Genomic DNA, 19,300 nt, shown 5'->3' with positions numbered 1-19,300 from the left:
TGGGCCGGATTTCATTGAAATTCTGGCGCGCCAACACTCAAGGTATCTTGAACAGCAGGGTAACCTGGAGCCGGAACAGGGTTCCGGCATTCATGGGCACTTCGGGATGAATGACGGTGTTGTTCATCATGGCCAGCCACAGCGGCGCAAGCAGCAATTCCGGGTGCTGCACCAGCTCCGGTGCCTTGAGCTCTCCACGTTTGGCGGCCAGCTGCGCGAGCCGGGTGAAATGCTCGAGCAAGGCGTCGTGGACATAGCGACGATACATCTGCGCCAGCAGCGGAAACTCCAGGCCTTCGGCGACGACCAGTCTGGCCGTGGCAGAGCGGCCGCTGCTGTCTATGACCTCCGCAGCGGCGCCCACGGTGCGCAGCAGATATTCGCCCACCGATTCATGCTCGTGCATGGGGCTGGACTGCAAGGCCACGGCGGCCGAGGCGATATGTGTCTGGATGACAGCTTCGAACAGGGCTTCCTTGCTGTCGAAATAGCGAAACAGCGTGACCTTTGACAGTCCCGCGCGCTGTGCCACCGAAGCCGTGGTGCCACGCGCATAGCCATGTTCCAGAAATTCTGCAAACGCAGCCGCCACGATGGAGCGGCGCGTGGCCTGGGTCTTTTGCGGACTGGGTCCGCGAGGCGTGCGCTTGGGACGTGCGGTGTCTGGTTCAATCATGGACGCAAGAGCTGGTGAAGTCGCAGACTATGCCTGCTTGGGAGCGCGCATCGCAGAAAAGCATGCGCACACAATGATGGCACATTTATACAAGCCGATTCGAAGGCCCCATTCTTGACTTTGTCTGGAGCCTGTCCTGCGCGGAATGATGCGGGCAAACCCTGGCTTTTCTAAAAAATGCCCAAAGCCAGCCCGGCGGCCAGCGACTGGCCCAATTCTTCGCAGCGCTGGAGATCGGTGGCCGGGATCTGCTTGGGGGCCAGTATGGCCTCCGGTGTCTGGGCATGGGTGCAGATGATGAGCGGCTCCGCCACGGCCTTCAGACGCCAGCCGGTGGCAATGCGTTCCATCTGTCTGGCTGCGTTATGACCGTCACTGCCCGCACAGACCAGACTGGCATAGGGGCGGCCCTGTACCCGGTCGAGCACGCCGTAATAGCTTCGGTCGAAAAAATCCTTCATGAGGCCGCTGATGGCCGCCAGATTCTCCGGCGTCGCAAACAGATAGCCCTGGGCCTGCAACAGGTCTTGCGGGCCGGCCTCGGTCGCATGCAGCAGGCGGACCTGCACGGATGCTTCCTGGCGGGCGCCGGCACTGGCGGCTTCGACCATCTGGAGCGTGCCGCCCGTCAGGGAGTGGTAGATGATCAGCAGGGTCGGGCGTTGGGACATGGTTGCTCTGTTGCCGGTGGAAAAACCTTGTTACTCACTCGCCTGCAGGCGGAAATAACCGGGTTCCGCACTGTGGTTCTGCTTGATTGTTGCAAAAAAGATACAAATTGTCGTGGTTTGTGATGAGGCCGGAATAGGACTAAGCTCCGACAAATATTGACATTTGTCAATTTCGAGGTGGTGACTTGCTCTTGATTTTGCAGCGCTTTGTATTGGATATACAAGCTTATGCCTATGATTTGATCTAAATCTAGAAGCAATCATGGCAAGCCTTTCAGGGTAATCACTTGGCGTGAATGTTCTTTGGCTGTAGGTTTGTTCCTACAAACTATGTCGCTCCTCCCATTGGCTCATGGTGTCGCAGCCTTTGCTGCAAGGCGCTACTGCGGACCGGAGCCACTTCGCAACTCAGGAATCTTGTGTTTTTTGCATGCCGCAATTCGCAACTCAGCCAGTGATGACAGTGCGCAAACCTTGGTTGGCGCTGCTGGCATTGGGTTTTGGGATTTCCTGTGGCTGTCTGGGGAGCTGGCTGCTCCATCAGAGCCAGGAGTCGCGCATGCAACAGCGTTTGCAGCTCAGTGCCGATATGGCAACGCGATCCCTGGAGCAGCGCCTGGGCAGCTATGACCGGCTGCTTGCCAAGCTGGCCGAGCAAATGGGCAGTGATGCGGATGCGGGTCAGCAGATGTTTTCCCAGCATGCCCATGCCTTGCTCAGCCGTGAAAGCCTGGTCGGGCTGCAGGCACTGAGTCTGACCCGTGCGGTGAACGAGGAACTGCACACCGATCTTGCGCGTGATTCCCAGGCCTTCGAGGTTTCCTATGTCTGGCCGATGATCGACAACGAGGCTCTGGCGGGAAGCAATGCGCGTCAGCCGGCAGCGGCATTTCATGGTCTGATGCAGGCATGGAATTCGCGCCAGATGTCGATGTCGGCACCATTTCGCTTTCTGCAACTGCCCGATAGCCCCAAGGGCGTTGCATTGCGTGCGCCGCTATGGCCCGCTGCTACCCAGGAAGGGGGCTACAACGGCTCCGAGAAGCTGCTTGGAACGGTCGATGCCCGGATCCGGCTCGGTGAATTTGCCAGAGGGCTGGTTCCGGCCAATCTTTATCCGCAGGTCGCTTTCAAGCTGGTGGACCTCAGCCCCGCCGACCCATTGCCCAAGGTCGGCATGGACCACAAACGGCCGGCCTTGCCGCTGTCGCTGCTTGCCAGCGGCTCGGAGATCCTGTTCACCGGCTCCTTGTGGGCGGAGGCGGAAACCCATCCGGAGTTTGCCGCGATCAAGCCGCTGGAGCGACAGATACAGGTGTACGACCGTATCTGGTCGCTGCAGTTCAAGCCCGCGCTCAGCAGCCAGAGACGGCTTGAGCGATACCTGCCATGGCTGGTGCTGGCTGCCGGCCTGCTGGCGGGGCTGGTGCTGGCCGCCTGGGTTTCGGGCTGGTGGCAAAGTCGCTGGAGCTGGAGCCGGCGCCTCAAGTTCAGTGCGCAGGCACGCCAGGAGAGCGACGCGCGCTTTCATGCCATGTGCGAGCAGGCCGCCATGGGCGTGCTCGAGCTGGATATCGCCACGCGCAGCGTGCTCAAGGTCAACCAGCATTTCTGCAGGCTGCTGGGCTACGAAGCCCAGGACATTCACAGGCGCAGCGTGCTGGAGCTGGTCATGCCTGAAGACCAGGCCCAGTGCGCCCAGCTTCTCGAAGGGCTGGACCTGCAGCAGTTTCAGCACAACGCGGGCGAGTTCTGTCTGCGCTCCAAGAGTGGCGCACCGATCTGGGTGGAGCTCAACGCGTTTCTGACCGGGCGTCATGAGTCCCGTCGATTGCAGGTGCTGGTGCAGGACATCAGCGGGCGCAAGCGCCTGGAGCAGATGGAGCGGCTGGGTCACCAGCAGTTGCGCAGTCTCATGCAAAGGTTGCCGGTAGGGCTGGTCATGGAGGATCTGGATGGGCGCCTGGTGTACTGGAACGAGGAGTTTCTGCGTCTGGCCGGCTATGGCGGCAAGCCCAGCGTGTCAACCCAGCAGTGGTGGGAGCGCATGTTCCCCGACACCGCAGAGCGCGAGCGCGTGATCCAGCGCTGGCAGGTCGCCAAGGCACAGGCCAGCCGCATCTTGCAGCTTCGCCGCTCCGAACACGAGCGCGTCGATGGCCAGGACGCGCCGTGGGACGAGCTTGCCACCGAGGCTGCGGCGTGCACCGTATCTGCACAGACCTTGATGCTCAGAGGTCTTGATGGCCTGCGCCGCCCGGTGGCGGTCAGCGCCGTGTTGCAGGCCGATGGATGCCTGATGGTGCTGCAGGACCAGAGCCAGCGCATGGCGGCCGAGCAAGAGGTCCGTCGTCTGGCCTTCTACGATGCCCTGACAGGACTGCCCAACCGCCGCCTGCTGGCCGACCGGCTGCAGCAGGCGCTGGCCATGGCCCAGCGCAAGGCCCATTTCGGTGGAGTGGTACTGCTGGATATCGACAACTTCAAGGCCTTCAACGAGGCCTACGGCCTGGATCAGGGCGATCTGCTGCTGCAGTCGATGAGTCAGCGCATCCGTGGTCTGCTGCCTTCGGGGGCCACGATTGCCCGCCAGGGCGGTGACGATTTTGTGCTGCTGATCGAGGATCTGGGCGGCGACTCCGTGGCGGCAGCCGCCAGGCTGGAGCAGCAGGCCGATCAATGGCTGAACCGCTTGCGCGAGCCCATAGAGATCGGCGGAGTGCTGCGTTCCATCACCGTCAGCATGGGCCTGAGCCTGTTTGGCGAGCCCGAGCTGACGGGTGAGGAAGTGCAGCGCCGCGCTGAAATGGCCATGTACCAGGCCAAGAGTCAGGGACGCAATGTCAGCTGCTTCTTTGATCCGCAGCTGCAATCGGCCTTGCAGGAGCGCCGTACGCTGGAGCAGGACATGCGAGCAGGCCTGCAGGCCGGCGAGTTCGAGCTGTTCTATCAACCCCAGGTGGAAATGGGCAAGGTGATCGGTGCCGAAGGTCTGCTGCGCTGGAAGCACCCTGAAAAAGGTTTTGTTCCGCCCGCCCACTTCATTCCGTTGGCCGAAGAAACCGGCGTCATCCTGCCTCTGGGGGACTGGGTGCTCAGGGCGGCCTGTCAGCAGCTGGCGAAATGGGCCAAGCATCCCCGCTATGCGCAACTGGTGCTCTCGGTCAATGTCAGCCCCAAGCAGTTTCACCAGAGCGGCTTTGTCGAGCAGGTGCTCAAGGCGCTGGCCGAGCATGGGGCCGATGCGCGCCGGCTCAAGCTGGAGCTGACGGAGGGCATGCTGGTGGCTGATGTGGACGACACCATCGCCAAGATGATGCGCCTCAAGTCCTACGGCATCGGATTCTCGCTGGACGATTTCGGCACCGGCTATTCGTCGCTGTCCTATCTGAAGCGGCTGCCGCTGGATCAGCTCAAGATCGATCGCAGCTTTGTGCGTGACGTGCTGACCGACCCCAATGATGCGGCCATTGCCCGCACCATTGTGGCCCTGGCCAAGAGTCTGGGTCTGCATGTGATTGCCGAAGGCGTGGAGACGCAGGCTCAGTGCCGTTTCCTCGAGGGCATACGCTGCTATGCATGGCAGGGCTATCTGATGAGCCCACCCGTGCCGGTCGGCGAGTTCGAGGGCCTGGTCACGAATGGCAATGTGCCGGGTTCTGCGACGCCGGCGCTCAGCCCCGTGTCCATGCGCTGAGGCAGTTGCGGTCTCTACAATGCCTGCTTTTCGCTGTGTGAGAGTACGAATTGCCTGAAATCAAGACCTTGCTGCTGTTTGCCTTGACCGCCGTGGCGGAGATCGTGGGCTGCTATCTGCCCTGGCTCTGGCTCAAGCAGGGTGGCAGCGTCTGGCTGCTGCTGCCTGCAGCGGCCAGCCTGGCATTGTTTGTCTGGCTGCTGACCTTGCATCCCTCGGCCTCGGGCCGCATCTACGCCGCCTATGGCGGCATCTACATCAGCATGGCGCTTTTGTGGCTGTGGCTGGTCGATGGCGTCAAACCCAGCGCCTGGGATATGGCGGGAGTTGCCGTCTGCCTGCTGGGAGCCGGGTTGATCGCCTTTCAGCCGCGCGCCTGAGGCAGCTCTCGGCGGGTTTGGCGGTTGAAATCCGCCCCCAGCCCTTAGCGCGAAAGCGCAGGTAGCTATGGTTTGTGTGTATGCAGCAATCTTGGCTGACGAAGGGGCAGGCCGCGTTATGATTCCCTTCTGCTAATGGTTGCGAGCACGGGCAGGGCCTTGAGGCTTTGCATGGCTGCCGTTGCTGTTGGCGCTTCTCTTCCCCACCACAAGCCTTCGCAGGCCAGCTTCTAGACCGACACTGACACTGTGCGCCTGAATTCCATCAAGCTCTCCGGCTTCAAGTCCTTTGCCGAGCCCACCAATTTCATTCTGCCGGGGCAGATGGTCGGTGTGGTGGGACCCAACGGTTGCGGCAAGTCCAACATCATGGATGCGGTGCGCTGGGTGCTGGGCGAGAGCAAGGCCAGCGAGTTGCGTGGCGAGTCCATGCAGGACGTGATCTTCAACGGCACCACGCATCGCAAGCCGTCCAGCCGCGCCAGTGTGGAGCTGAGCTTCGACAACAGCGACCATCGCGCGGGCGGCCAGTGGGGCCAGTTCGGCGAAATCGCCGTCAAGCGCGTGCTCACGCGCGAAGGCAATAGCAGCTACTTCATCAACAACCAGCCCGTGCGTCGCCGCGACGTGCAGGACGTGTTTCTGGGCACGGGTCTGGGGCCGCGTGCCTACGCCATCATCGGCCAGGGCACGATCAGCCGCATCATCGAGTCGCGCCCCGAAGAGCTGCGCCTGTTCCTCGAGGAAGCGGCCGGGGTTTCCAAGTACAAGGAGCGTCGTCGTGAGACGGAAAACCGCCTCTCGGCCACGACCGAGAACCTCACCCGTGTGGAAGACATTCTGCGCGAGCTCAATGCCAATCTGGACAAGCTGGAAAAGCAGGCCGAAGTTGCGGCCAAGTACAACGGCCTGAACGCCCAGGTCACGCTCAAGCAGCATCAGCTGTGGTTCATGAAGCGGGCCGAGGCCGAGGCCGAGCAGGACCGTGTGCGTGTCGAAGGCCTCCAGGTCGTCAACGAGCTCGAAGAGCGCATGGCCGATATCCGCAACAACGAAAGCGGACTCGAGACCCTGCGCCAATCGCACTACGACGCGAGCGATCAGGTCAATCAGGCGCAGAGCAAGCTCTATGAAGCCACGGCCGAGGTCGGCAAGCTGGAAGCCGAGATTCGCTATGTGGTCGAAGGCCGCCAGCGCGTGCAGCAGCGCCTGCAGCAACTGGCAGAGCAGCTGCTGTTGTGGAGCAGCCGCAGCGAAGAGGCCCAGGGCGAGATCGAGAACATCGAAGGCGCGGGCATGGATGCCGAGGAGCAGGCCGAGATGCTGGCCGCACAGCTCGAGGAGCAAAGTGGCCGTCTGCCCGACCTGGAGGAAGCCTGGCACAAGGCGCAGAAGGCCGACGCCGAGCAACGCAACTCCGTGGTGCAGGTGCAGCAGCAGATTCAGGTGCTGGCCGCCGAGCAGCGCAGCCTGGACGAGCAGCGTCGCCAGTTCGAAACCCGTTACGAGCGTTTGCGGACCGACCGCAATGCGCTGGAGACGCCGGACGAGGCACGTCTGAACAATTTGCAGGCACAGCTGGCCGAGGCCCAGGAGCTGGCCGAGATGGCGGATGCCGTGCTCAACGAACTGCAGGACAGCGTGCCGCAGCTCGACGAGGATCGGCGCGCGCGCCAGCAGGCATTGAATGCGGAGAACAGCCGGCATGCCGATCTGTCGGCGCGGCTGGAGGCTCTGAAGGCCTTGCAGGAAAAGGTCAAGACCGATGGCAAGCTCCAGCCCTGGCTGGCCAAGCATGGGCTGGACGGCTTGCAGGGGCTGTGGAGCCGCATTGCCATCGAATCGGGCTGGGAAAACGCGCTGGAAGCCGCGCTGCGCGAACGTCTGGGGGCGCTGGAAGTCGGTCGCCTTGACATGGTGCGCGGTTTTCTGGGCTCGGGCGGGCAGGATGCTCCGCCAGCGAGGCTGGCCTTCTTCAGCCAGGCTCAGGCTCCGGGTGTCCCGGCAGATGCGCGCTTTGCGCGTCTCAGCGATCTGCTCAAGATCAGCGACGTCGGCCTGCGCACCGTGCTGGTGGACTGGCTGACGGGCTGCTATACCGCGCCCACACTCGACGAGGCCCTGGCCAAGCGCGCCGATCTGCAGGCCGGCGAGACCATTTATGTGCCCACAGGCCATGCGGTGACCGCGCACAGCGTGACCTTCTATGCCCAGGATTCCGAGCAATCGGGTCTGCTGGCACGGGCGCAGGAGATCGAGCATCTCGAGAAGGAAGTCCGTGCCCAGTCACTGATTGCCGATGAGTCGCGCTCGGCTCTGGTACGCGCCGAAAGCGCTTATGCCGATGCCTCGCAGCGCCTGGTGTCCGCGCGCCGCGAAGCGAGTGAGTCGCAAAGCCGGGCCCATGAGCTGCAGGTCGAAACCCTGCGCCTGTCGCAGCTGGCCGAGCAGGCGCGTGCCCGCAATGCACAGATCACGGCGGATCTGTCCGAAGTCGAAGCCCAGCTCTCCGATATTGAAGAGCGCAAGGTGGCTGCCGAGGCGCGCTTCGAGGAACTGGACATGCAGCTGGCCGACAGCCAGGAGCGCCATGCCCAGCTGGGCGATCGCGTGCTGGATGCCGAGCGTCGCTTGAACGAGTCGCGCGAGCAGCTGCGCAGCCTGGAGCGTCAGGCCCAGGAGGCGACCTTCTCGCAGCGCACGCTGCACGCGCGTCGCGCGGAGCTGTCTCGCACCATCGAAACCGCCAGCCAGCAAACCAGATCGCTGGCCGATGAGCAGCAGCGCGCCCAGGACGAATTGGCCCGGCTGTCGGATGCGGCAGCGCAGGGCGGTCTGCAGGATGCGCTGGACTTGAAGATGCAGCGCGAAAAGGACGTTGCCGAGCGCCGCAGCGAATATGAGGATCTGACGAACAAGCTGCGCGCCAGCGACGAGCGTCGCCAGAGCCTGGAAAAGGCGCTGGATCCGCTGCGCCAGCGCATCACCGAATTCCAGCTCAAGGAGCAGGCTGCGCGCCTGGGCCTGGAGCAATACAGCAATCTGCTGACCGAGGCCAATGCCGATCTGGCGGCGGTGTCGCAATCCATTGCCGAGGGCAATGTGCGTCTTCACGGTCTGCAGGGCGAGATAGATCGTCTGCATCGGGAAATTCAGGCCCTGGGGGCGGTGAATCTGGCCGCGCTCGACGAGCTGACCCTGGCACGCGAACGCAAGACCTTCCTCGATGCGCAGATGGACGATCTGACCAAGGCCATGAATACCCTGGAAGAGGCGATCCGCAAGATCGACGCCGAGACGCGGGATCTGTTGACCGGCACCTTCGATATCGTCAATCGTCACTTCGGCCGCATGTTCCCCGAGCTGTTCGGCGGCGGTCAGGCCAAGCTGGTGATTACCGGCGACGAAATCCTCGATGCCGGCGTGCAGGTGATTGCCCAGCCGCCGGGCAAGAAGAACCAGACCATTCACCTGCTCTCGGGCGGCGAAAAGGCCTTGACCGCGATTGCGCTGGTGTTTGCCATCTTCCAGCTCAACCCTGCGCCCTTCTGCTTGCTGGACGAAGTGGATGCGCCGCTGGACGATGCGAACACCGAGCGCTATGCCAAGCTGGTTCATAGCATGAGCAAGGGCACCCAGTTCCTGTTCATCAGCCACAACAAGATCGCCATGGAAATGGCGGAGCAGTTGATCGGTGTGACCATGCAGGAGCAGGGCGTTTCACGAATTGTTGCGGTGGACATGGAGTCCGCCCTCTCCATGGCTGAGCTATCCTGAGCCCGGTCATCCTCCTATTGAAGAACCGTTTTCTCACATGAGTAACTTGCAAATCAGTCTGGCCGTCCTGGGTGTGGTGCTGTTGGCGCTGATCGTTGCCTACAACGCCTGGACTGCGCGTCGCAATGCTCCCAGGCGGGCCGAGCCCGAGGAAGAAAGCACAGATCCTCAGCGTCTCGAACCCGGCATGAACACTGTCGGTCATGGCGCGGATCTGACCAAGTACCAGCACGAGCCCGTGCTGGGCGATTTCGGCAACGCCATTCCCGGAACCGAGCCTCTGCAGATGCCGGAGTCCGCGGGGCGCTTTGCCGAAGCCGATGCCGAGCTGGCCCGACTTGTGGCGCGCGAAGCCCATGAAGAAGCACAGCGCCAGGAAGCTCTGGCTGCCGCACAGCAGAAAGCCGAGCTTGCCGAAGCCGGGCACGCCGGGGCGATGCAAGAGGCGACCGCTCAGCGCACGGATGCCGCCATTGCTGCCGTGACCGAGCAGGCTGTGGAGCCCGTGTTGACGGACGCCCCTCTGGCCGTTTCGATTCCTCCTGCCTCGTCCGTGGAGCGCCGTGGCCATCTGGATGCGCTGATCGATGCGATCGCGCCTGTCACGGTGGCTCAGATCGTTCCTGGCGAAGTGGCTCTGCAGGCCCAGCCCAGCACCCGCCGTGCCGGCAACAAGCCGTTTGCCATCGAGGGCATAAACCAGGAGAGCAAACAGTGGGAGCCGCTGCAGACCGGTCAACGCTATCTAGGTTTTCAGGCCGGGGTGCAACTGGCCAACCGTACCGGTGCGCTCAACGAGATCGAGTTCTCGGAGTTCGTCACCAAGGTCCAGCGCTTTGCCGATGCGCTGGGCGCCATGGCCGATGTGCCCAATATGCTCAACGAGGTCTCGCGGGCACGCGAGCTCGATCAGTTCGCCAGCGAGCACGATGCGCAGCTGAGCTTTATGCTGCGGGCGCGTCAGGCATCCTGGAGTGCCGGTTATGTGCAGCAGAATGCGCAGCGCCTGGGCTTTGTCATCACGCCCATGCCGGGGCGCATGGTGCTGGCCTCGCCCATCCAGGGCCTGCCGCCCGTGCTGGTACTGAACTACGACCCCCAGGCCGCCATGGGCGACGATCTGGATCAGTCCGTCGTGCGCGAATTCCTGCTCAGCCTGGACGTGGCCCAGGTACCGCGCGGGCAGCAGCCGTTTGCGCGTCTGCGCCAGGTGGCGGAGCAGCTGTGCCAGACCATGGACGGGGTGCTCTGCGACCAGAATGGCTATCTGCTGCCGGTCTCGGCGCTGGACCCGATTCAGCATGACCTGGAGCTGCTCTACGACAAGCTCGACAGCGCAGAGCTGTCGGCCGGATCGCTTCTCGCCAGAAGGCTTTTCAGCTAAAACAAACAGGGCCAACGATGTTGGCCTTTTTTATCCCAGACCGTGAATTTCCAGCGGGCAGAGCATGACCGAGAATTTAGACCTTTTTTCCGCTGAGTCCCAGGGCCAGAAAGCGCAGGATGCTATCAATGCGGGGGTGCCGGGAAGCGTGACGAGCAAGGTGGCTGCATTGCGCGCCCAGCTCTGGCAATGGGCACATGAGTACTACGTGCTCGATGCTCCCACGGTGCCTGATGGCGAATACGACCGTGTCTATCAGCAACTGGAAGCACTCGAAGGCGCTTACCCGGCCCTCGTCACCCCGGACTCGCCCACGCAACGCGTGATCGGTGCAGTGCTGGATGGCCTGACGCCCGTGCGTCATGCCGTGCCCATGCTCAGCATTCAGACCGAGACCGACAATGAGGCCACGGGCGCCATGGCCTTCGACCAGCGCGTGCGCAAGGAGTTGGGGCTGGATGCATCCGCAGCTGCCATCGAGTATGTGGCCGAACCCAAGTTCGACGGTCTGGCCATGAATCTGCGTTATGAAAACGGCCGCCTGGTGCAGGCCACCACGCGCGGCGATGGCGAGGTGGGGGAAGACGTCACCCACAATATCCGTACCATTCGCCAGATTCCGCTGTCCCTGCCCGCAGATCGCAATGTGCCGCCCGTGGTGGAGGTGCGCGGCGAGGTGCATATGGCCAAGGCCGATCTGGAAAAGCTCAATGCGCGCCAGCAGGCTGCCGGTGCCAAGACCTTTGCCAACCCGCGCAATGCGGCTGCCGGCTCGGTGCGGCAACTCGACTCGAGTATCGCGGCCCAGCGCCCGCTGTCGTTCTTCGCCTACGGCCTGGGCGAGATCACGCCGCCAGAGCAGGGCGGGCCGGACTTCGGCACGCACTACGCCATGCTGCAGACGCTGAGATCCTGGGGGTTTCCGGTGGCACCGCAGGTCGCCCTGGCACGGGGTGCTTCCGAGCTGGTGGCCTTTCACCAGCGCATCGGAGCCGAGCGCGCCAATCTGCCTTATGAAATCGACGGCGTGGTCTACAAGGTCAACAGCCTGGCCCTGCAGCGTCGGCTGGGCTTCAAGTCGCGCGAGCCGCGTTGGGCTGTGGCGCACAAATATCCCGCACAGGAGATGCCTACGCTGATGGAAGCCATCGACGTGCAGGTGGGGCGCACGGGCAAGCTCACGCCCGTGGCGCGCCTGGCTCCGGTGCAGGTGGGCGGTGTGGTGGTGACCAATGCCACCTTGTCCAATCTGTTCGACATTCGCAAGAAGGGCGTGCGCGTGGGCGACCAGGTCATAGTGCGCCGTGCGGGCGACGTGATCCCCGAGGTGGTGGGGCGGGTGCCGGGCGAGCGGCCGGTTTACGTGCCGAACTTCCGCATGCCCAGGACCTGTCCCATTTGCGCCAGCGCGGTGGTGCGCGAAAAAGGCGAGGCCAATCACCGTTGTACGGGCGGCCTGTTCTGCGGCGCGCAGCGCAAGGAGGCCATCTTGCACTTTGCGCATCGCCGTGCCATGGATATCGAAGGTCTGGGCGACAAGCTGGTCGATCAGCTCGTGGATGGCCAGGTGGTACGCGTGCTGCCAGACCTTTACAGACTGGGCCTGAGTTCGCTGGCGGCGCTGGATCGCATGGCCGAGAAGTCGGCCCAGAACGTGCTGGCGGCCCTGGAGAAATCCAAGAGCACCACGCTGCAGCGCTTTCTGTTTGGTCTGGGCATCCGCAATGTGGGCGAGTCCACGGCCAGGGATCTGGCCAAGCATTTCGGCAAGCTCGATGCCATCATGGACGCCAGCGTGGAGGAGTTGCTACAGGTCAAGGATGTGGGGCCGGTGGTGGCCGACAGCATTCACACCTTTTTTGCCCAGCCCCATAACCGTGAGGTGGTGGAGCAGCTGCGCGCCTGCGGCGTGCACTGGGAGGAAGGCGAGCCAGTCGAGAAAGCGCCCCAGATTCTGGCTGGGCTGACCGTGGTACTGACCGGTACCTTGCCCACACTGGGCCGCGACGTGGCCAAGGACATGCTGGAGGCGGCGGGAGCCAAGGTCTCGGGTTCGGTCAGCAAAAAAACCAGCTATGTGGTGGCAGGGGCTGAGGCTGGCAGCAAGCTGGCCAAGGCCGAGGAGCTGGGCGTGCCTGTGCTGGACGAGGCCGGGATGCTGGCATTGCTGCGGGGCGAGCAGCCCGGTTGAACCATCTGTGAAAGTGGCAGGGAAGGCCTTATGAACAAATTGCGACGCAAACCCGTGGTGGGCCTGGCCCTGGGCAGCGGCTCTGCGAGAGGCTGGGCGCATTTTGGGGTGTTGCGCGCGCTGCGCGAGGCAGGCGTCAGCCCCGACATCATCTGCGGCACTTCCATTGGTTCGCTGGTCGGTGCAACCTACGCGGCCGGCGAGATGGATGCCTTCGAGAGCTGGGTGCTGGGTCTGGGCAAGCGCAAGGTCTTCGGCTTCATGGACTTCAATCTGGGCGGCGGCCTGCTCAAGGGCGAGAAGATCATCGAGTTCTGGCGCGAGAATTTCGTGCAGGAAACCGTGGAGGAGCTGGGCACGCCGTTCGGCTGCGTGGCCACCGACCTGCAGACGGGAGCCGAAGTCTGGCTGCGCAAGGGCTCGATTGCCGAGGCCGTGCGTGCTTCCATCGCCCTGCCCGGATTGTTCACCCCGGTGATGCGTGAAGGGCGGTTGCTGGTCGACGGCGGCCTGGTCAATCCTGTCCCGGTCTCGCTGGCGCGCGCCATGGGGGCGGATATCGTCATTGCCGTCGATTTGAATGCCGACATCATGCGCAGGCATATGAGAGCAGCGGACATGGGCGAGAGCGAGCTCAGGATGCACGGGCACGAGCTCAAGGTCTCGGCGCTGCATAGGGAAGACGAGGAGCCCCCGCTGCCGCTGGGCCAGATTCCCGAAGCGCTGGCCGCGAACGGTTCACCGCTCAGCTGGACAGGGGCCTGGAAGCGCAGCATGACCAGCGTGAAGACGCTGTCCTCAACCGTCATGCGCAGGGGGCGCAAGGGGGACGGGTTTGACGAGGGTGACGACTCCATGCCCGTGCCCTCGCTGGTCAATGTGGTCATGGCCAGTGTCAACATCATGCAGATGCGCATCACGCGCAGCCGCATGGCGGGAGACCCGGCCGAGGTGCTGATAGCGCCGCGTCTCTCGCATGTCGGACTGATGGATTTCTACCGGGGGCGTGAGTCCATCGACGAAGGCTATGCCGCAACCCAGCTGGCGCTGCCTGCGCTCAGGGACTGGGGGCTGTAGTCCTGAATCCGGCGCCCGCCCGCTCAGCTGCGGATATAGGTCCAGCCATCCTGCTGCATGCGGGCGATGGCTTCCACGGCGCCCATGGGCAGCACCTGAATGTTTTCGGGGGCACTCAGGCCGTTGTTTCTGAGCGTGTTGGGGCATAACAGCACCTGCGCCAATGCCGGACCCAGATCGTCCGGCTGGTCCAGCACGGCTTGCACAGCCTGGGCGTTGACGACGATCCAGACCTCCAGCTCGGGGTTGGCGGCTTTCAGGTTCTTGAAATTACCGCGTGCGCGGGCCAGCGCTTGCGGACTGGGGGCGTGCAGCACGATGCGGCTGGCAGGGCTCAGGGCGGGCAGCAGGGTCTTCCAGTCAGGGCGGCTCATGGTATTTGTATAGATTTGCTACCGTGATGATAGCTGCTTGCATAGTCGGTGCATGGGTTTTGAGGCAATTCACCTCTTATTGAGGGCTTGGCTTGCCTGGGGTGTTGTCGAGCAGTTCTTCAAGCAGCCCCGGCGGCATGCCGGTGCGGATCTGCACCAGGCCCTGGACGTTCTTCCAGATCGTCACGGGCGTGGCGCGCAAGCCCGCACTGCTCATCAGCGCAGCGTTATTGGCCAGCGCATCGCGGGCCGACACAGGGATGCGCTGCAGCGGCGCAATGCCAAGGGCATCGGGATTTTTGCCAGGGGCATCGGCATAGGCCATGGCGTGGCTGGCCAGAGCCTGCTCCGGAACCCGGGAGCCCAGAATGGCAGCGGCCTTGCCCTCGCTGCTGGGACGCAGCATGCCGACCAGAATATGGCGCAGCTGCAACTGGCCTGCCTGCACCAGCGGCCTTGCTTCGCGCCAGAGCTGGTTGCAGTAGGGGCAGTTGGGGTCGGTGAACACATAGGCGATGCGAGGGGCATCAGGCCTGCCATCGGCAATCCAGCGGGTGTTTTCCAGATCGGCCCAGAGTTCCTGACCCATGGGCTGCTGTACCGCGCTGTGCAAGGCCTTGGCGTTCACATCCTTGCCCAGGGCATCGATGACGGTGCCGATCACCCAGTGCTTGCCGTCAGGCATGCGGTAGATGGGAATCGGCTGCTGATCGCGGTAGGCAGCCCAGGCCTTGAGGCCGCCGGAGCTTTGCATGGGTCCCACGATCTGCAGGCCCTGTTCGGCCAGGAACTGCGCCGACGGCAGATCGCCGGCTGCAACACTGCTTGCGGCGGCTTTGCTGGCGGCAATCACATTGCGGGCATGGGCCACGGCCACCACGGTAACGGCAGTGGCGGCGAGCACGGGAAAAATCAGTGCAGAAAGCGGGCATGACAGCGGCAGTGGGCGGGGCACGATAAACCTTTGTCAGTCTTGAGTCATGGAGCAGGTCGAGCAGGGGCAATGGTGCGCAGCTGTTCGGCCAGGGTGGCACGCGAGAGCTCTCCCATGCGCATGGATCGGAGCTGCCCGCTCGCGTCATAGAAATAGGTGGAAGGCAAGCCGCGCTGCTGCCAGTGCCGGCTGGCGAGCTGCTCCGGGTCCAGCAGCACCTGGGAGACGGGCAAGGGCATGGATTGCAGATAGCGCAGCACGGTGGCCGCGTCCTCGCCCTGGTTGATCCAGATGAAACGCACTTCCGGATGGTCTTTTTGTGCCTGGGCCAGTACCGGCATTTCGCGTTTGCAGGGCGGGCACCAGCTGGCCCAGAGGTTGATGGCAAGCGCCTGGCCTCGATAGCTGCGCAAGTCCGTGGGCTGAGCGCCAGCGCTGACCAGCGTCAGCGCTGGTAGCAAGGGCCTGGTGGGCTCCACCCAGTTGCGCAGCGCATAAGCCGTCACGAGGATGAAAGCCCCCAGTCCCAGGGACTGCAGCACGCCGCGCCGCAAAACCGCATGCCGACGTGCGCTCCAAGCGCCCCAGAGTGCTGCCGCCAGCAGTCCGGCCCAGAGGTTCCAGCCGCCATCGCGAATATCCAGGATCTGCAACGCGCCGGCCGGAGATGCCCTCAAGGACGACCAATACTCGGGCCACCATTGAGCTACATAGGTCGCACGTGCCGCCAGCAGCCCAGCCAGCGTGGCACGCAGCAGCAGGGCCTCCATGGGCTGAGCGCCTTGGCGCTGCTTGCGCCTCGCCCACCACTGGCTTGCAAACATGGCCAGAAACGTTGCAAGTGCCATGCTGGGAAAGGCAAGAGGGCCGATCAGCACACTGGCCGGCAGTGCCAGTGCCTGCAGTGGGCTGGCTGAAGCGGCTGCGGTATTGACAGGATCCGGGGTGGTTGGCTGCGCCGTCTTGTCCAGGTCCAACTGAGCGGCTCTGATGCTCTGCTGCTGCACCGGGTAGCAGATGCCGGCCTCGGCGCAACCCTGCCACTGCAATTCCAGCGGCCACTGCTCGGGTCTCTCTGGCAGCGCGGCCTGAACGCGCAGCTCCTGATGAAAGACTTGCACATTGCCAAAAAAGGCATCGTCCCGCGACTGCCCCTGAGGAATCCGCAGCGGCAGCGCCTGGCCCAGCGCATCGCGCAGGCGCAGTTGGTCGCGGTAGAGGTAATGGCCGGGGGCAATAGTCCAGTGCAGCTCCAGCCGGCGACGATCGTCGGCCTCTGTCCTGATGGCGTTTTGCTCCGGTGGCGTCAGTGCAAAAGCCTGTTCAGCACCCAGAATCAAGGATTGCGCAGCGGATCTGCCAGCGCTCAGGCCGGGCGGGCTCAGCGGCTGTGACCACGCAGCCGTGCCTGCCAGCAGCAGGGCTGAAAGCAGAGCTTGGACTGCGATGAAGCGAAGAAACATGAGCGAGCGGAGGTGGTCGGTCCTGGATGGGGCTGGCCGTGATCTTGGGCGCAGGGGATTAAGCAGGGGTTAACGCTGCGAAAAGACAAATCTGCGATGCTCGCCCGATTCGGATAAACAAGGCGCTCAACACCTGCCCGGTTGCTGGAAACGATGGTGCGGGTGACGGTTGCGCAATGAAAAAATGCATGTGCTGTTAGTGGAAGATAACGCTTTGGTCGCCAGCGGGGTGAAGGCGGGCCTGCAGCTACAGGGCTTTGGTGTGGACGTGGTGGGTTGCGCCAGCCAGGCCGATGCGGCGCTCAAATCCTCCCACTTTGACGTGTGTGTGCTGGATCTGGGTCTGCCTGATGAGGATGGTCTGCATCTGCTGGCGCGCTGGCGCAGCCAGGGGCTGGCGCTGCCCGTGCTGGTGTTGACCGCACGTGATGCAGTGGGTCAGCGTATCGAAGGATTGCAGACCGGGGCCGACGACTATCTGGTCAAGCCCTTCGATCTGCACGAACTGGCGGCGCGACTGCATGCGCTGCTGCGCCGTGCTGCGGGGCGTACCGTGGACTGGATCGTGCTGGGCGATGTCAATGTGGATCTGGCTGCCGGCCAGGCCATGCGTGGGGGCTGTGCCGTGGATTTGTCGCGCCGTGAGTGGGCGCTGCTGCGTGCGCTGCTGCAGTCACCAGGGCGCGTGCTGAGTCTGGAGCAGTTGCGCGACAGCCTCTATGGCTACAGCCTCGATGTGGAGAGCAATGCCGTGAACGTGCATGTGCATCACCTGCGCCGCAAGCTGGGCTCGGACATGGTGGAGACCGTGCGTGGCGTGGGCTTCAGATTGGGGCGTGTGCAAGGGGGCGGGCGCTGATGCGCAGTCTGCGGGTCCGCTTGCTGGTCTGGCTGTGCCTGGCGCTGTGCACGCTATGGGGTGGCGTGGCCGCCTGGATGTTTGCCGACATGCGGCATGAGCTGCGCTCGGTGCTTGACGACCGGCTGATCGCCTCGGCCCGCATGGTGGCGGGCATCGTCCATCAGTTCAAACCCCATAACGCCAGTCCTGAGGACTGGGGCCCCATGCTCAACGTGGTGGCGCGCGATGGCGTGGCCTGCGAGGTCAGCATGATTCGCAGCGAGGTGCAGACCGCCCCCGCGCCTGGCGCCATGGAGGCGGCCGCTGATGCCGAGGCTGGCGGAGCCACGGGCAAGGCGGATGCGCGCCCGGCCCTGATTCCTGCGTCTCCGCTGGATGTGCCGCGTGTCAGGGCTGCAAAGACTGGCAGTACCGCCCCTGGCGGGACTGCAGAATCTGGTCGTGGCGCCGAACCCGGCGATTCCCAGGTGCTGGCCCGCACCGCAGGCGCACCCAGCTTCCAGGGGCCGCTGCCGCTGGGCTTCTCGAGCATCACCAAAGGCGGCAAGCCCTGGCGCACCTATGTGCTCGAGGAGCATGGCGTACGCATTGCCACGGCCGACCGCATCGATGTGCGTGAGGGCCTGATCCATGGCTTTGCCTACACCATCATCCTGCCCTTTGTGCTGGCACTGCTGGCCAGCATGGTGCTGATGTGGTGGGGCGTGACGCGCGGCCTGCGGCCGCTGGAGTCGCTGCGCCAGGAGTTGAGCCAGCGTCCGCCCGGCGACGACTCTCCCGTGGCGCAAGGCCGGCAGGTCAGGGAACTGGCGCCGCTGGTGCAGACCATCAATCACCTGCTGCAGCGCGTGCACCGAGCCATTGAGCGCGAGCGCCGCTGGAGCGACGATGCCGCCCATGAGCTGCGCACTCCGCTGACAGCCGTCAAAACCCATGTGCAGGTGGCGCAGATGGCGGTGGCCCATGCAGGCGCACAGATGGTGGCGTTGACGGAACATTCGCCTGCCGCAAACCCGGGCATTGCTTCCAGGCCTGTTTCGCAGACCACGCAGTGGCAGATGACCCGGCAGGCCCTGGAGCAGGCGGGACAGGGGGTGGAGCATTTGCAGCACACGCTGGAGCAATTGCTGCTGCTGGCCAGGCTGGATTGCCAGCCGGTAGCTGAGGAAGGCTGTGGCTTCCGCGGCGAGCCGGCCTGTGGCTGGGAGGCTCTGGAAAAGGCCCGGGAGCTCACTGCCACGGCCATTTCCTCGGGATCGCAGCGCTTGCGCTGGTCGTCAGATCAGGACTTGGAGGATGCCCGGCTGCAGGCTTTGCGCGTGGCCCTGCCTCAGCCCCTGCTGGTGTCGGCATTGCGCAATCTGATGGAGAACGCCTTGCACTATGGGCAGACGGCAGACGCAGGGCCTGGCGAATCTTCGGTGCTGCTTGGTCTGCGTCATGTTTCGCACCTGGTGCAGCCTGATGCCGACAAGCTGCAGGCAACGCCTGCCAATCCCTGCGGTTATCTGGAGTTCACGGTAATCGATCATGGACCCGGGCTGAACAGCGAGGACTGTGCCGTGGCGACCCAGCGCTTCTGGCGCAAGCAGCATCAGGCCCATGGCAGCGGCCTGGGCCTGGCAATCGTGCAGCGCATCGCACAGAGCGGCGGCGGTGAGCTGGAATTGCTGCCCCTGGCGCAATGGAGGCAGCAGAACGGCCAGGCGGAGCCTGCGGTGACGGGGCTGGTGGCGCGTTTATGTCTGCCGATCAAGCCCTGTGCGGCATTGCCCGATTAGCCCGGTCCTGCAGCGGCAGCCAATTGCTGGCGG

13 protein-coding genes are annotated in these 19,300 nt (G+C 63.8%); 8 read left to right on the top strand and 5 right to left on the bottom strand.

What is annotated here, in order from left to right:
• Positions 1-37: 37 nt before the first annotated feature.
• Both O987_RS15360 and O987_RS15355 read right to left on the bottom strand, forming a co-directional pair.
• Positions 38-676 carry a TetR/AcrR family transcriptional regulator gene (locus O987_RS15360; RefSeq protein ID WP_003054281.1) on the bottom strand — a complete coding sequence of 213 codons (639 nt, stop codon included), beginning with the start codon at positions 674-676 and terminating at the stop codon, positions 38-40.
• A 170-nt stretch (positions 677-846) separates the two neighbouring features.
• On the bottom strand, positions 847-1,347 hold the full coding sequence (locus tag O987_RS15355; RefSeq protein WP_019043662.1) for a flavodoxin family protein: 501 nt from the start codon (positions 1,345-1,347) through the stop codon (positions 847-849).
• 559 nt (positions 1,348-1,906) lie between these two features.
• On the opposite strand from O987_RS15355, the gene O987_RS15350 reads away from it, so the two are divergent.
• From O987_RS15350 to O987_RS15325, 6 genes are all read left to right on the top strand, one after another.
• A complete protein-coding gene (locus O987_RS15350; protein ID WP_003054285.1) occupies positions 1,907-5,044 on the top strand; it encodes an EAL domain-containing protein in 3,138 nt (1,045 codons plus the stop codon).
• Positions 5,045-5,094: 50 nt separating this feature from the next.
• On the top strand, positions 5,095-5,424 hold the full coding sequence (locus O987_RS15345; protein WP_003054287.1) for a YnfA family protein: 330 nt from the start codon (positions 5,095-5,097) through the stop codon (positions 5,422-5,424).
• Between the two features lie 249 nt (positions 5,425-5,673).
• The gene (gene smc / locus O987_RS15340; protein WP_003054288.1) at positions 5,674-9,201 is read left to right on the top strand and encodes a chromosome segregation protein SMC; all 3,528 of its coding nucleotides are present in this window, start codon (positions 5,674-5,676) and stop codon (positions 9,199-9,201) included.
• 37 nt (positions 9,202-9,238) lie between these two features.
• Positions 9,239-10,585 (top strand): cell division protein FtsZ, encoded by a 1,347-nt coding sequence (locus tag O987_RS15335; protein WP_029158680.1) that lies wholly within the window; start codon positions 9,239-9,241, stop codon positions 10,583-10,585.
• Between the two features lie 64 nt (positions 10,586-10,649).
• Complete coding sequence (gene ligA / locus O987_RS15330) at positions 10,650-12,776, top strand: NAD-dependent DNA ligase LigA (RefSeq protein WP_003054292.1); 2,127 nt, start codon at positions 10,650-10,652, stop codon at positions 12,774-12,776.
• A gap of 30 nt (positions 12,777-12,806) precedes the next feature.
• Positions 12,807-13,853, top strand: coding sequence for a patatin-like phospholipase family protein (locus O987_RS15325; protein WP_043373275.1), 1,047 nt, complete (start codon positions 12,807-12,809; stop codon positions 13,851-13,853).
• Positions 13,854-13,876: 23 nt separating this feature from the next.
• Here the strand turns inward: O987_RS15325 and O987_RS15320 are convergent, their stop codons facing one another.
• The 3 genes from O987_RS15320 to O987_RS15310 form a co-directional block, all read right to left on the bottom strand.
• Entirely contained in the window at positions 13,877-14,227 is a 351-nt protein-coding gene (locus O987_RS15320; RefSeq protein ID WP_019043665.1) for a hypothetical protein, read from the bottom strand.
• 76 nt (positions 14,228-14,303) lie between these two features.
• Entirely contained in the window at positions 14,304-15,131 is an 828-nt protein-coding gene (gene dsbG / locus O987_RS15315; protein WP_043376527.1) for a thiol:disulfide interchange protein DsbG, read from the bottom strand.
• Positions 15,132-15,205: 74 nt separating this feature from the next.
• Positions 15,206-16,624 (bottom strand): prolipoprotein diacylglyceryl transferase family protein, encoded by a 1,419-nt coding sequence (locus O987_RS15310; protein ID WP_043373272.1) that lies wholly within the window; start codon positions 16,622-16,624, stop codon positions 15,206-15,208.
• A gap of 184 nt (positions 16,625-16,808) precedes the next feature.
• Here O987_RS15310 and O987_RS15305 point away from each other — a divergent pair, with 184 nt between their 5' ends.
• Both O987_RS15305 and O987_RS15300 read left to right on the top strand, forming a co-directional pair.
• Positions 16,809-17,483 (top strand): response regulator, encoded by a 675-nt coding sequence (locus O987_RS15305; RefSeq protein WP_003054305.1) that lies wholly within the window; start codon positions 16,809-16,811, stop codon positions 17,481-17,483.
• Positions 17,483-19,267, top strand: a complete 1,785-nt coding sequence (locus O987_RS15300) for an ATP-binding protein (RefSeq protein ID WP_080731535.1) — start codon at positions 17,483-17,485, stop codon at positions 19,265-19,267. The genes O987_RS15305 and O987_RS15300 overlap by 1 nt, the downstream gene beginning before the upstream one ends.
• Positions 19,268-19,300: the final 33 nt, after the last annotated feature.

The organism is Comamonas testosteroni TK102, assembly GCF_000739375.1.
In the GTDB taxonomy this organism is placed as follows: domain Bacteria; phylum Pseudomonadota; class Gammaproteobacteria; order Burkholderiales; family Burkholderiaceae_C; genus Comamonas; species Comamonas brasiliensis.
The sequence above is the reverse complement of the archived record's forward strand: the minus strand, read 5'-3'. Positions and strand labels throughout refer to the sequence as shown.

Excerpts from the sequence above, each read along its gene's own strand:
- O987_RS15360 (WP_003054281.1), bottom strand. The coding sequence starts at position 676 with ATGATTGAACCAGACACCGCACGTCCCAAGCGCACGCCTCGCGGACCC.
- O987_RS15355 (WP_019043662.1), bottom strand. The coding sequence starts at position 1,347 with ATGTCCCAACGCCCGACCCTGCTGATCATCTACCACTCCCTGACGGGC.
- O987_RS15350 (WP_003054285.1), top strand. The coding sequence starts at position 1,907 with ATGCAACAGCGTTTGCAGCTCAGTGCCGATATGGCAACGCGATCCCTG.
- O987_RS15335 (WP_029158680.1), top strand. The coding sequence starts at position 9,239 with ATGAGTAACTTGCAAATCAGTCTGGCCGTCCTGGGTGTGGTGCTGTTG.
- ligA (WP_003054292.1), top strand. The coding sequence starts at position 10,650 with ATGACCGAGAATTTAGACCTTTTTTCCGCTGAGTCCCAGGGCCAGAAA.
- O987_RS15325 (WP_043373275.1), top strand. The coding sequence starts at position 12,807 with ATGAACAAATTGCGACGCAAACCCGTGGTGGGCCTGGCCCTGGGCAGC.
- O987_RS15320 (WP_019043665.1), bottom strand. The coding sequence starts at position 14,227 with ATGAGCCGCCCTGACTGGAAGACCCTGCTGCCCGCCCTGAGCCCTGCC.
- O987_RS15310 (WP_043373272.1), bottom strand. The coding sequence starts at position 16,624 with ATGTTTCTTCGCTTCATCGCAGTCCAAGCTCTGCTTTCAGCCCTGCTG.
- O987_RS15305 (WP_003054305.1), top strand. The coding sequence starts at position 16,809 with ATGCATGTGCTGTTAGTGGAAGATAACGCTTTGGTCGCCAGCGGGGTG.
- O987_RS15300 (WP_080731535.1), top strand. The coding sequence starts at position 17,483 with ATGCGCAGTCTGCGGGTCCGCTTGCTGGTCTGGCTGTGCCTGGCGCTG.